The sequence below is a fragment of the Roseovarius lutimaris genome (genome assembly GCF_900115165.1).
GTDB lineage: Bacteria > Pseudomonadota > Alphaproteobacteria > Rhodobacterales > Rhodobacteraceae > Roseovarius > Roseovarius lutimaris.
On sequence record NZ_FOVP01000001.1, the window covers coordinates 326,709 to 339,676 of the forward strand.

13 protein-coding genes are annotated in these 12,968 nt (G+C 61.4%); 6 read left to right on the top strand and 7 right to left on the bottom strand.

Annotated features, from left to right (window positions below):
- Positions 1 to 2: 2 nt before the first annotated feature.
- A complete protein-coding gene (gene trkA / locus BMZ91_RS01590; protein ID WP_092833566.1) occupies positions 3 to 1,382 on the bottom strand; it encodes a Trk system potassium transporter TrkA in 1,380 nt (459 codons plus the stop codon).
- Positions 1,383 to 1,460: 78 nt separating this feature from the next.
- Here trkA and BMZ91_RS01595 point away from each other — a divergent pair, with 78 nt between their 5' ends.
- On the top strand, positions 1,461 to 1,946 hold the full coding sequence (locus tag BMZ91_RS01595) for a hypothetical protein (protein ID WP_143076280.1): 486 nt from the start codon (positions 1,461 to 1,463) through the stop codon (positions 1,944 to 1,946).
- A 91-nt stretch (positions 1,947 to 2,037) separates the two neighbouring features.
- On the opposite strand, the gene ntrX is transcribed toward BMZ91_RS01595, so the two are convergent.
- The 5 genes from ntrX to dusB form a co-directional block, all read right to left on the bottom strand.
- A complete protein-coding gene (gene ntrX, locus BMZ91_RS01600) occupies positions 2,038 to 3,450 on the bottom strand; it encodes a nitrogen assimilation response regulator NtrX (protein WP_092833570.1) in 1,413 nt (470 codons plus the stop codon).
- Between the two features lie 7 nt (positions 3,451 to 3,457).
- Positions 3,458 to 5,731 (bottom strand): sensor histidine kinase NtrY-like, encoded by a 2,274-nt coding sequence (locus BMZ91_RS01605; RefSeq protein WP_425441525.1) that lies wholly within the window; start codon positions 5,729 to 5,731, stop codon positions 3,458 to 3,460.
- Positions 5,732 to 5,830: 99 nt separating this feature from the next.
- Complete coding sequence (locus tag BMZ91_RS01610) at positions 5,831 to 7,195, bottom strand: response regulator (protein ID WP_092833574.1); 1,365 nt, start codon at positions 7,193 to 7,195, stop codon at positions 5,831 to 5,833.
- Positions 7,196 to 7,220: 25 nt separating this feature from the next.
- Positions 7,221 to 8,273 carry a two-component system sensor histidine kinase NtrB gene (locus BMZ91_RS01615; protein ID WP_092833576.1) on the bottom strand — a complete coding sequence of 351 codons (1,053 nt, stop codon included), beginning with the start codon at positions 8,271 to 8,273 and terminating at the stop codon, positions 7,221 to 7,223.
- Positions 8,270 to 9,244, bottom strand: coding sequence for a tRNA dihydrouridine synthase DusB (gene dusB / locus BMZ91_RS01620; RefSeq protein ID WP_092833654.1), 975 nt, complete (start codon positions 9,242 to 9,244; stop codon positions 8,270 to 8,272). Before dusB ends, BMZ91_RS01615 begins: the two co-directional genes overlap by 4 nt.
- Before the next feature lie 184 nt (positions 9,245 to 9,428).
- Here dusB and BMZ91_RS01625 point away from each other — a divergent pair, with 184 nt between their 5' ends.
- From BMZ91_RS01625 to BMZ91_RS01635, 3 genes are read left to right on the top strand one after another with little or no spacing between them, the layout of a single operon-like run.
- Positions 9,429 to 10,577 (top strand): bifunctional 2-C-methyl-D-erythritol 4-phosphate cytidylyltransferase/2-C-methyl-D-erythritol 2,4-cyclodiphosphate synthase, encoded by a 1,149-nt coding sequence (locus BMZ91_RS01625; RefSeq protein WP_092833578.1) that lies wholly within the window; start codon positions 9,429 to 9,431, stop codon positions 10,575 to 10,577.
- Entirely contained in the window at positions 10,568 to 11,065 is a 498-nt protein-coding gene (locus BMZ91_RS01630) for a phosphatidylglycerophosphatase A family protein (protein ID WP_092833580.1), read from the top strand. The genes BMZ91_RS01625 and BMZ91_RS01630 overlap by 10 nt, the downstream gene beginning before the upstream one ends.
- Positions 11,062 to 11,529: a CinA family protein gene (locus BMZ91_RS01635; RefSeq protein WP_092833582.1), complete on the top strand. Its 468-nt coding sequence runs from the start codon at positions 11,062 to 11,064 to the stop codon at positions 11,527 to 11,529. The genes BMZ91_RS01630 and BMZ91_RS01635 overlap by 4 nt, the downstream gene beginning before the upstream one ends.
- 45 nt (positions 11,530 to 11,574) lie before the next feature.
- On the opposite strand, the gene BMZ91_RS01640 is transcribed toward BMZ91_RS01635, so the two are convergent.
- Entirely contained in the window at positions 11,575 to 12,021 is a 447-nt protein-coding gene (locus tag BMZ91_RS01640) for a type II toxin-antitoxin system RatA family toxin (RefSeq protein ID WP_092833584.1), read from the bottom strand.
- An 82-nt stretch (positions 12,022 to 12,103) separates the two neighbouring features.
- Here BMZ91_RS01640 and hpt point away from each other — a divergent pair, with 82 nt between their 5' ends.
- Together hpt and BMZ91_RS01650 are read left to right on the top strand one after the other, a co-directional pair.
- Positions 12,104 to 12,646, top strand: a complete 543-nt coding sequence (gene hpt / locus BMZ91_RS01645; RefSeq protein ID WP_092833655.1) for a hypoxanthine phosphoribosyltransferase — start codon at positions 12,104 to 12,106, stop codon at positions 12,644 to 12,646.
- A gap of 20 nt (positions 12,647 to 12,666) precedes the next feature.
- On the top strand, positions 12,667 to 12,822 hold the full coding sequence (locus tag BMZ91_RS01650) for a hypothetical protein (protein WP_245736178.1): 156 nt from the start codon (positions 12,667 to 12,669) through the stop codon (positions 12,820 to 12,822).
- The last annotated feature ends 146 nt before the right edge of the window (positions 12,823 to 12,968 follow it).

Consider the following 12,968-nt stretch of genomic DNA (forward strand, 5'->3'; position numbering starts at 1 on the left):
GATCAGAAGAAATCTATCGAGACCTGCAACAGCTGCTCGACCGCCGCCACATCTGCTGCCAATGCGAAAAGAACAATCACGTCGCCAGCCTCGATCCGCATCCCGCCTGCGGGTTTCACAATGCTGTCGCTCTTTTTGACACCCCCCACCAGCACGCCCTCGGGAAAGCGGATATCGCGGATCGCGGCACCGGCGATGGATGAGGTCGACATCACCTCGGCCTCAATCACCTCGGCCTCGGCATCGCCAATGGAATAAACCCCGCGCACCCGGCCATGCCGGATATGGCGCAGGATCGAGCTGACGGTGGTGGCGCGCGGGTTGATATAGGCGTCAATCCCAAGCGGTTCGAGCATCGGAATCATCGTCGGATCGTTGATAAGGGCGATCGCAAAAGGACAGCCCTCGGATTTGGCGCGCACCGCGGCAAGCATGTTGGTCTTGTCGTCATCTGTTACCGCAAGCACCGCATCGGCGCGCGCAATCCCCGCCTCGGCCAGAAGTGCTGCGTTCAACCCGTCGCCGTTAAGCACGATGGTGCGTTCAAGCGCATCCGCCGCACGCTCGGCCTGGGCGCGGTTGCGCTCGATGACCTTGGCGCGAATGCGCCCGCCGCTGCGTTTCTCAAGCGCCTGCGCCACCGCAAGGCCGATATTGCCCCCGCCAATGACCACTATGCGCTCTTGTTTCTTTTGCGATTTGCCAAAGACGTCGAGCGTGCGTGGCACATCCTCTACGGGCGCAAAAAGATAACACTCATCGCCCTCAAAAAGCTGATCGCCGGATTCTGGCGCAAACAGCCGCCCCTCGCGGCGCACCGCCAGAACGACCACCCGCAGCGTCGAGAACAGATCGCTCAGCTGGCGCAGGGGTGTGTTGAGAACCGGGCAATCCTCTTCAAGGCGAATTCCCATAAGCTGGGCCTTGCCGTCCATGAAAACCTCGGTGTCAAATGCGGCGGGCGCGGCAAGCCGTTGCAGAGCCGCCACGGCGACCTCTCGCTCGGGGCTGATCACCACGTCAATCGGCATGTGATCGCGCCGGTAAAGATCGGAATAAATCGCGTCAAGATAGGATTGGCTGCGCAGCCGCGCGATCTTGCGGTTGATGCCAAAGACCGAATGCGCCACCTGACAGGTCACCATATTGACCTCGTCGGAATAGGTGGCGGCAATGATCATATCGGCATCGCGCGCGCCCGCGCGATCAAGCACGTCCGGATAAGAGGCAAAGCCGGTGATCCCCTGCACATCAAGCGTATCGGTGGCCCGGCGCACCAGATCGGGGTTGTTGTCCACGACAGTCACGTCGTTGCGTTCGCCCGAAAGATGGCGTGCGATCTGCCAGCCCACCTGACCGGCCCCGCAGATGATGACCTTCATTTTCCTGCCTCATCCTGTCTGAGCGTTTTGCATGACAGAAGGGTACGGGCGGGTCAATTCCTTTGTCCCGGCAAGCGATTGCGCTATACTGCCCGCATGCCCAACTGCCGTAGCCTCACCCTCTGCGCGCTTGTCCTGCTCGGCGCCTGCGCGCCGCTCGATATCTATTATAAAGAGGGCGCCGATGTGGCCCAATCCGAGGTCAACCTGACCCAATGCCAGATTTCAGCCCTCGCCGAGGTGCCGCGCGATATCCGCACCCGCTATATTCCTGCGCAATATGCGCCTTATAGCGCCTGCACCGCTGGCGGGCATTGCTTCAGGCGCTACCGCATGATCAGCCCGCCGCGCCGCGAAAGCTATGATGCGAACGCAGACCTGCGTGACAAACGCGTCGGGCAATGCATGGCCATGGCTGGCTATCGGCCGATTTCGCTGCCGCAATGTGACGCTGAAACCGCCCGCAAAACCCCGCTTGCCGCCACCAGAACCCTGCCCGCACTGACCTCCAAAAGCTGCGCGATCCGGCTGAAATCCGGAAACTGGCAGATCGTCACGCCCTGAGCCGCCGTTTCTTCTGGCCGAAAATATCCCGGGGAGTGTGAGGGGCAGCGCCCCTCACCCGCGCGCGCCGCAGGCGGAGCCGTTTACGGCTCTATTCCGCCACCTGCTCATCCGCGCCTTCATCGCCATTGCGGGCACCGGCCTTGCCGCTGGTGACCACGCCAAGCGATTTCAGCTTGCGATGCAGCGCGCTGCGCTCCATGCCGACAAATTCGGCGGTGCGGCTGATATTGCCGCCAAAGCGGTTGATCTGCGTCAGCAGGTATTCGCGCTCGAACGCCTCGCGCGCCTCGCGCAGGGCCATGGTGGCAATCGCCCCCGAAAGAACCACACGCCCCTCATCCACCGGCGCGCCGGTCTCGCCGGGCAATTCGCGCACCTGAATCGGATCGCTGCCCTCTCCAAGGATCAGCACCCGTTCGATCACGTTGCGCATCTGACGCACATTTCCGGGCCAGCGCATGGTCTGCAACAAGGCCGCGGCCTCATCGCTCACGCTGCGCAGCGGCAGGCCCTGGGTCTTGTTGAACATCCGGATAAAGTGCTCCGCCAGCGCCGGGATATCCTCGCGCCGCTCTTCCAGGCTCGGCACCGTGATCGGCACCACATTGAGGCGGTGAAACAGCTCGCGGCGAAACCGCTCGGCGGCGATTTCGGCCTCGAGATCGCGGCTGGTTGACGAAATCACCCGCAGATCGACCTGTACCTTTTCCGACCCGCCAACCCGCAGAAATGTCTGATCGACAAGCACCCGCAGGATCTTCGACTGGGTTCCGGGCGGCATATCGGCCACCTCGTCAAAATAGATCACCCCGCGATTGGCCTCTTCCAGAAGGCCCGGCGTCACGACGCCCTCGTCGCTTTCACGCCCGAACAGAACCTCTTCCATCCGGTCGGCCTCGATCGAGGCGCAGCCGACGCTGATAAAGGGCGCATCGGCGCGATGCGAATTGGCGTGGATATAGCGCGCCGCAAGCTCCTTGCCCGATCCCGCAGGGCCACTCAGCATGACCCGACCGTTGGATTTGGTGACCTTGTCCAACTGCCCGATCAGCGTGCGAAACGCAGGCGAATCGCCCAGCATTTCGGCCGGCGTCGTGTCGCGCCGCTTGAGCGCCTGATTTTCGCGCCGCAAGCGGCTGGTTTCCATGCCGCGCCGGATCACCACCATCAACTGGTCGATATTGAAGGGCTTTTCAATGAAATCATACGCCCCCTGCTTGATCGCCGCGACCGCGATTTCGATATTGCCATGCCCCGAAATGATCACAACCGGCACATCGGGATAGTCGCGCTTGACCGCCTTGAGGATATCAATCCCGTCCATCCGGCTATCCTTGAGCCAGATATCAAGGATCAGCAACGCCGGCTGCTCGGCGGCAATCGCCGCCATCGCATCGTCGGAATTGCCCGCAAGGCGGGTGGTATAGCCCTCGTCCTGCAAAATATCCGAAATCAGCTCGCGAATATCGCGTTCGTCATCGACAATCAGAATATCACTCATGTGTCCCTCATACGGCCTCTTGGCTCTCTACTGTATCTTGCAATGCCATCACCAGCGGCAGGCGGATCACCGCCATGGCGCCGGGATGGGCATCTTCCTCGAACGGCTCGGCATCTTCCAGAACTAGGGTGCCGCCATGCTCTTCGATAATCTTTTTGACGATCGGAAGGCCAAGCCCGGTGCCCTTTTCGCGGGTTGTCACATAGGGTTCGAACAGGCGCGAGCGGTCCTGCGGCAGGCCGATACCATTGTCCGAAATCCGGATCACGGCCATCTGATCCTCGCAGGTGCTACTTATCTTGATCTGGGGCACATGCCCGTCGGGTGCGTCTTTTTCCTGATAACTTTCAATCGCTTCTCCAGCGTTCTTGATCAGATTCGTCAGCGCCTGCGCGATCATCGTCGCATCAATCTCGGCCCAGAGCGGCGCTTCGGCAAAATCGACATCAAAGCGCACATCCGGCTGGCCGCTTTCCTGAAGCAGGACCACGTCGCGCAACAACCGGCTCAGGCATTCCTGTTTGGTCTGGGGCTCGGGCATGCGCGCGAATTTCGAAAACTCATCGACGATCCGGCGCAGGTCATTGGTCTGGCGCACCACCACATCGGTGAGCTGTTCAAGGCTCTCGGCCTGATCCGGCTCAAGTTGGCGGGCGAATTTGCGCTTGATCCGCTCGGCTGATAACTGGATCGGCGTCAGCGGGTTCTTGATCTCATGGGCAATCCGGCGCGCCACGTCACCCCAGGCCGCCATGCGTTGCGCGGCAACAAGGTCGGTCACATCGTCAAACGCCACCACATAGCCCTCGCGCCGCCCTTCGGCACCGATCCGGGTGGACATGCGCACCAGCAGGTTTTCCTGCCGGTTGCCGCGCGACACCTTGATTTCTTCCTGCACGAAGCCGCTCGGGGTCTTGCGCAGCTTTTCAAACAGCGCGCCAAATTCGGGCACCGCCACACTGAGCGCCACGGATTGCTGATCTTCCTGCCAGTCCAAAAGCCGCTCTGCCGATCGGTTCACAAAGGTCACACGCCCCTTGGCATCAAGCCCAAGCACCCCCGAAGACACCGAGCCAAGCACCGAATCAAACAGTCGACGGCGGCGTTCGATTTGCTGGGTATTGGTCAAAAGGGTGTCGCGCTGCGCCTTTAGCTGGCGGGTCATCTGGTTGAAATAAGTGCTCAGCATGGCGATTTCGTCATCACCGTCCTCTTCGCGCACCAGGGTGTCGAGATCACCTTCGCCGACCCGCTGCGCCGCACTTGTGAGCCGCCCGACGGGGCGCGACAAGCGCTCGGCAAACCACATGCCCAGCCAGATCGCCGCGAGAATGAGAATGACCGCAAACCCCAGATAAAGCAGGCCAAATTCAAACAGAACCCGCCCGCGCTCACTTTCGCGCTGCTTGTAGAAGGTGGCGGTTTCCTGGGTGTCATCGAGCAGGTTCAGGATCGCGCCATCGACATTGCGGCTCACGTAGAGCAACCGGTCAGGGATCGCCCGAAGCGGCATCAGCGCGCGGAATTCGTTATTGTCCCAATCGCGGATCACCAGCACGCCCTCGTCATAGGCGGCCTTGATCTGCGCGGGTGTCGGGCGTTCGAAATCAAACAGATAGGACTGCTCGCCGCGCGCCCGGATCGCGCCGGTGCCGTCAATCACAAAGGCCTCGCGCAGCCCGCGCTGAATTTCGCGCTGTCCACTGGACAAGACCTGACGGATATCGCCGTCATTCATGAAAACCGCCGCGCGCTTGGTGGCGTTGAGAACCGAGGCCAGAACCCGGATATCCGTGACCAGATCGCGGCGATGCTCTTCCTGATAGGCCTCGGCGGCGGCCACCGAGCTATCGACCACCCGGCCCACACGATCGGAAAACCACGCCTCAAGGCCCATGTTGATCGACAGGGTGGCAAAGACCGCCACCGTCACCGTGGGCACAAGCGCCATCAGGGCAAACACCCCGGTCAGGCGCAGATGAAGCCGCGATCCCGCCGACCGCTTGCGCCGCGCCGCCACCATGCGCGCCACGCGCTGCATCACAAGGCCCGCGACCATGAGCACGTAAATCATGTCGCACAGCAGAACCAGCCGAAGCCCGTTGGACGACGCGCCCTGATCCAGCGGCCCCATCATCAGATAGGTCGAAAGCGCAAGGATCGGCCCCAGAACCACAAGCCCCAGGGCGGCCCAGTTCTGCAACTCCTGCAGGCGCCGCAAACGGCTTATCTTGTCCCAGGACAGGCGCGTTGTGCGCAATTTGCGTGTCTGCGTTGCCACGCATGCCCCCCCTCTCATTGTGGGGTGGCGTGATGCCACCCGCAACATCTGGACACTTCGGGACAGCACGCCCCAAATAGTCACAGCCCTGTTGCAGTTTTACATCAACTTGCGGCGGCGTGTCACGTTAATATCCAGATCGGTTATTTTCTTGCGCAAAGTATTGCGGTTGATCCCCAAAAGGTCGGCACATTTCGCCTGATTTCCACCTGTGGCATCAAGCGCAATCTCCAACAGGGGCATTTCAAACTCGCGCAGGATTCGCGCATAAAGCCCCGGCGGCGGAAGCGCATTGCCATGCAGATCGAAATAGCGCTGCAAATGCCCCGCGACCGAGGCCGAGAGGCTTTCACCGCGCGGCTGGCCCATCACCGGCTCGGCGCGCGGCTGATTGCCAAGCACGGCCTCGACTTCGGGTCGGCTGATCTCTTCGGCCAGGGCCGTCAGCCCGATCCGGCGCACCGCGTTTTCAAGCTGGCGCACGTTGCCCGGCCAGCTATAGGCGCGGATAAGCTCTGCGGCCTCGGGCGACAGACGCCGGGGCGGCTGACCGTCGCGCTCGTCGCGGGCCAGGAAATGTTCGGCCAAAAGCGGGATATCCTCGACCCGCTCGCGCAGGGCAGGTACGTCAATCACCGCGCCGCTCAGGCGATAATAGAGATCCTCGCGCAATTTGCCTGCCTCAAGCGCGCCGCCAAGCTGGGCCTGGCTTGTGGCCATGAAACGCGGCACATGATCGTCGGGCGCATCCATCATCCGCACCACCCGGCCCTGTGCCTCGGGCGCAAGATCGGTGATCTCATCCAGAATGATCGTGCCGCCCTTGGCGCGTGCCATAATTTTGGCCGGACCATCGAGATCACGCAGATCCCCCGGCCTGACGGTCACGAAGGGCAACGTTCGCCGATCCGAGAAATCATGGATTGCCTTGGCAATCAGCGACTTGCCGGTGCCCGATTCGCCACAGATCATCACCGGCAGGTCGGTGTTCATGATCCGCGCAACGACGCGGTACAACGCTTGCATCGCTGGTGTGCGCCCGATCAGCGGAAGCTCCTCTGGCCGCTCGGCCTCGGTATTGGTGCGTGGCGCCGTGCGCACCCGGCTTTCAAGCGCGCGCGCCGTGCGTTTCATCAGATCGGGCAGATCAAACGGTTTGGGAAGGTAATCATAGGCCTCGGCCTCGGCCGCCTTGATCGCCGTCATGATGGTATTTTGCGCCGAAATGACAATCACCGGCAAACCGGGCCGATCCTGCGCAATCTTTGGCAGCATCTCAAGGCCATTGCCGTCGGGCATCATCACGTCGCTGATCACCACATCGCCCTTGCCTTCGCCGACCCACCGCATCAGCGTGGTCAGGCTGGATGTGGCATGAACCTTGCACCCCGCCCGCGTCAACGCTTGCGTCAGAACCGTTCTGATCGTGCGGTCGTCATCAGCAACAAGTACCGTGCCATCCATCGCGTAATTTCCCTTATCCGTTGGTTTATGCCCGTTGCAGCGAAATCCGGAACACGGTGCGCCCGGGCACCGAAGTTACCGAAATCCAGCCGTCGTGATCCGAAATGATCTTGGCCGCCAGTGCCAGGCCAAGACCGGTGCCATTCTCGCGCCCTGACACGAAGGGGTCGAACACATCCTCGGCGATCTCGGGCGGAAGGCCCGGACCATCGTCGATGATCTCGATCTGAAGCGGCAGCGCCTTTTCGGTGCCATCGCCGCCGCGCACCCGCAGGGATTGCTCGTAGTAGGTGCGCAGGCGGATCGTGCCGGGCTTGCCAGCCGACGCCTCGGCGGCGTTCTTCAACAGGTTCAGGACCACCTGCAAAAGCTGATCCGCATCACCAAGCGCCGGCGGCAGCGAGGGATCATAATCCTCGACAAGCGCCATATGCGCCGCAAACCCAAGCATCGCCGAGCGCCGCGCCCGGTCCAGCACATCATGCAGGTTCACCGGCTGAAGGTTCGGCGCGACGATATTGCCAAACTGTTCGACCCGTTCAAGCAGGGCCACGATGCGGCGGCTCTCGCTGACGATCAGATCGGTCAGTTCAAGATCCTCGGGGCCAAGCGTCATCGACAAAAGCTGGGCCGCGCCGGTGATCCCGGCCAGCGGGTTCTTGATCTCATGGGCGAGCATTTCGGCCATGCCGATGGCCGATTTTGCCGCTGCCTTGACGCTGCTGTTCTGGGTCATGCGCCCGGCCAATTCGCGCGGGCTTATCAGCATGAGCATATGCCCCGCCTGCCCCGCCAGTGGCGAAATCTGCAAATTGCACTGCATCGGCGCGCGCTCGCCATTGCCGACATCGACATCGTTGACAAAAAGCGGCGCATTATTGGCGCGCGCCCTCACAAACGCCTCTTCCAGCGGCGCATTCACCGCCAGTTTATCCCAGACCGGCTGACCGATCAGCGCCTTGGACGAGGTCAGCAGGAACCCCTCGGCCGCCGGGTTGATCCGCACAATCATGTCCTTGTCATCCAGCACCAGCGCCGGCACCGGCAACGAGGCCCAGATGGCATCCTGTTCGATCATGCCGCCACCTGCGCCGGATTTACATCCGCCATCGCCGCCGGGATCAGGGCAAGCACCTCGTCGATCTGTTTGCTGGTCAGAAGGCGACGGCGCAGGGCGGGTTCGGTGCCGACCGCATCCATATACCAGCCAAGATGTTTGCGCGCGTTGCGCAGCCCAAGAACGGCGCCGTAAAACCGGATCATCGCCTCGTAGTGTTCGCTCACCAGATCGGCCAGGGCCGCACCCTGCGGCACCTTTGGCGCGCGCATGCCGTAAAGCGCCGCCGCGATCTCTGCCAAAATCCAGGGCCGCCCCTGCGCCCCGCGCCCGATCATCACCCCATCCGCGCCCGACAGGCGCAGCGCCTCGCGCGCAGTTGGCACCCCGGTAATATCGCCATTGGCAATCACCGGGATGCCAACCGCCTGTTTTACGTTGGCAATCGCCGCCCAATCGGCGCGCCCCTTGTAGAACTGGCACCGGGTGCGCCCGTGAATGGTGATCATCCGCACGCCCGCCGCCTCGGCCCGCCTGGCCAGATCCGGCGCGTTGAACAGCGCATCATCCCAGCCGAGCCGGGTTTTGAGAGTGACCGGCACCTTGACCGCGCCAACCACCGCCTCGATCAGGGTCAGCGCGTGATCAAGGTCTTTCATCAGGGCCGATCCGCTGGCGCCTGCCCCCGCCGCGCTTGTGACCTTTTTGGCAGGGCAGCCCATGTTGATGTCGATCATCCGCGCGCCGTTTGCCTCGACCATGCGGGCGGCCTCGGCCATCCAATGCGCCTCGCGCCCGGCCAGTTGCACGGCGGTGTTTTCAATGCCAAAGCCAAGCTCGGCCTTGCCGCGCGCAGAGGGCCGCGCCTGAACCATTTCCTGGCTGGCGATCATTTCGCTGACAACAAGACCCGCGCCAAAGCGCGACACGACACTGCGAAATGGCAAATCGGTGATTCCCGCCAGAGGGGCGAGTAAAACCGGTGTCGTCATCGGTTGATCCGTCAGGTGCAGGGTCACATGCCTAATCCTTGTGCAATGGAGCTATTCTAACTTTGAATCCTGGCTGAAACAATGATCACAGGCCTAAATTAGCGACACCAAAAGGGTGGATGCCTATTTTTTAGGCATCCGCACGGCCATTGCGCTTGCGCGCGGCGCGGCCTAAATCAAGGGCATGACAATTGCCGCCCTTATCGTTGCCGCAGGCCGAGGCCATCGTGCAGGCAGGCCAGGCCCCAAGCAATGGCAACCGCTTGGCGGTCGCCGGGTGATCGACTGGACGCTGGATGCCTTTCGCGCCACTCCTTTGATTGATCGCATTCTCGTGGTGCTTCACCCCGATGACCTCGGGCTTTTGCCACCATGTGATCGTATCGAGATCACTACCGGCGGCGACACCCGCGCCGGGTCGGTGCGCAACGGGCTTGAGTATCTGGCCGCGAACGGCAGCGATGTCTCGCATGTTCTGATCCACGATGTCGCGCGATGCTGTGTTCGCCCGGCGCATATCACAGAGATCATCGCGCGGCTTCACTCCGGCGAAACCCCCAGCGTGGCCCCGGCCCTTGCGGTCACTGATGCCCTTTGGATCGGGGAAGACGGCCAGGTCGTCGGCACCCAGGATCGCAACGGTCTTTACCGCGCGCAGACCCCGCAAGCCTTTGATTTTGCCGCCATCCTTGCCGCGCATCGCGCCCATCCCGGTGGCGCCGCAGATGATGTCGAGGTCGCTCGCGCCGCTGGTCTTGGCGTAAGCATCCTCAAAGGCGATGAAACAAACCTAAAGATCACCCATCCGGACGACTTTGCCCGGGCCGAGAAAATAATGAGAGATCAAATGGATATCCGCATTGGTTCAGGTTATGACGTTCACCGGTTCGGCGCGGGCAATCATGTCATGCTCTGTGGTGTCGCGGTGCCGCATGAGCGCGGGCTTCAGGGCCACTCGGACGCCGACGTTGGCATGCACGCCCTGACCGACGCCATTTACGGTGGCCTCGCCATGGGCGATATAGGGCGTCATTTTCCGCCCACCGATCCGCAATGGAAAGGCGCCGAAAGCCATATCTTCCTGCGCCATTCGGTGAGTTTGGCCACAGAGCATGGATTTAAAATCAACAATATAGACGTAACTCTTATCTGTGAACGCCCCAAGATCACGCCCCATTCCGCCGCGATGCAGGCGGCCCTGGCCGAGATCACAGGCGTCGCGATCGACCGGATCTCAGTCAAGGCAACCACCTCTGAACGCCTCGGCTTTACCGGGCGCGAAGAGGGCATCGCGGCACAAGCCGCCGTAACATTGGTGAAGACATGCGCGTAAGCCACTTGATTGCAACGTTTTTCTGTGTTGGCCACCTGCGCCCCGCACCCGGAACATGGGGATCACTGGCGGCGCTGCCGGTGGCCTGGGCCCTGCACATGCTGGGTGGCCCGGTGCTCTTGGCGCTTGGCGTCGCTGTCTCATTCACATTAGGAGTGTGGGCCACATCACAGGAAACAAAGGGAAAAGATGATCACGATCCCTCGGAGATCGTGATCGACGAGGTTGCCGGTCAATGGCTTGCCTTTCTGCCGGTCTCGATTGGTGCGGCCCATACCGGTGCCGATCTTTTGGCGCTCTGGCCGGGCTGGGTCACGGCCTTTGTGGCCTTCCGTCTGTTCGATATCCTCAAGCCCGGCCCGATCGGCTGGGCTGATCGGCGCAACGATGCGCTTGGGGTGATGCTTGACGATATATTTGCCGGGATCGCCGCCGCGCTTTGTGTGATCGCCGGGGCGGCCATTTCACACGGGGTGCCGGGGCTATGACGGTCGCCGAGATCTTGGCGCGGGCGCGCGGCAAGGGGCTGCGCATCGCCACCGCCGAAAGCTGTACCGGCGGCATGATCGCCGCGCGCCTCACCGATATCGCGGGGTCGTCCGACGTGTTTGACCGCGGTTTCGTGACCTATTCCAACGCCGCCAAACAGGACATGCTTGGCGTGCGCCCCGCCACGCTTGAGGCGCATGGCGCGGTGTCGCAAGAGGTTGCCACCGAAATGGCAACCGGTGCGCTTCGCAACTCTCTGGCCAATATTGCCGTCTCGGTTACCGGCATCGCCGGCCCCGGCGGATCAGAGCATAAGCCCGAGGGGCGCGTGTGCTTTGGCCTGGCCCAAAAAGGCGCCGAAACCCTGGTCGAAACCATTGATTTCGGGCCATTGGGGCGTGACGGCGTGCGTCAGGTCAGTGTCGAACACGCGCTTGATCTGCTTGCTCGGGCGCTGGACTGACCTGGCCCCCATATTGGGCAAACCGACCCGGCGCGCCTTGGCCGGTTAGCCATGTAGATCATCCGCACGCTCTTCAAAGGCGCGCACGATCCGCTTCATCGCCTCAAAGAAAAACAGATCAGCCGCAGATTGCAGCAACCTGTTCTTGAAGGCAAAATCCACATCGAATGCCACCTCGCACCCGCCGTCGACATCTTGAAACCGCCAGTTCGACTTGAGATATTTGAACGGCCCGTCAAGATATTCGGTCTCGATCCGGTGATCTTCGGGCCAAAGCACGACGCGGCTTGTGAACCGCTCGCGAAACACCTTGAAGCTGATCACAAGATCGGCCTCCATCACCTCTGATCCATCGGGTTGCGGCGTCACGCTGCGCACCCGCGCGGCGGCGGTCCAGGGCAGGAACTTGGGATAGCTGGCCACATCGGCCACCAGCCCATACATCTGAACCGCTGAATAGCGCAGGGTGCGTGTCTCGGAATGTGATGGCATGAGGACCCCGATTTTCAAGCGGTTTTCGCGTGACAGTGGCGCGCTTTGTCTTAGACTGGGGCGGAAATTTCAAGAGGGTGTTATGCCGGATCGTCCTTATGTGATCGATAAACTGATCTCTGCCAAAAGCATCGCCGCCCGGATCGAGGCGCTGTCGCATGAAATCGAGGCGGAGTTTGCGGGCACGCAAAAGCTTGTCGTCGTCGGGCTTTTGCGCGGCTCCTTCGTGTTCATCGCCGATTTGGTGCGCGAGCTTGACCTGCCGGTCGAGGTCGATTTCGTCGAAACCTCGTCTTACGGGAATTCCACTGAAAGCAGTCGGGAAGTTCGTATTCTCAAGGACTTGCGCGGCGATATTGAAGGGCGTGATGTGCTGGTGGTCGAAGATATCGTAGATACGGGCCACACGCTTTTTCATGTGCTTGGCCTTTTGAATAGCCGCCGACCGCATAAATTGCGCACCATTGCCCTGCTTGACAAGCCGTCGCGCCGTGAGGCCGATATTTGCGCCGATTGGACCGGGTTCGAAATCCCGGATGAATTTGTCGTGGGGTATGGCATTGATTTTGCCCAGAGGAACCGCAACCTGCCCTATATCGGCAAGGTGCGTTTTACCGGCGAATGAATATCATGTGGTTGCTGCGCATGGCCCGTTGGGCCCGCAACCCGCCAAGCCGTGCATATCGGCGCATGCTCCTTGTGGTTCTTGGGTTTGTGCTTGTCATTGGCGGGATCGAGTACTTCCTTGGCTGGCCAGAGGCCCTTACGCTAGAACCACAGCGTCGATTCTGGCGCCCCTGACCCCAGTTACTGCACAAATGCGCCGGGCGTTTTTGGTCTCGCTTGCGTGCTAGAGGTGGTCGCGAAAATTTGGACCATTTGTTAAGGTGGATCGCATGACGAAAGAAGTGATCCAGAATGAAGAAACGAAAGAACCATTCGCCCGA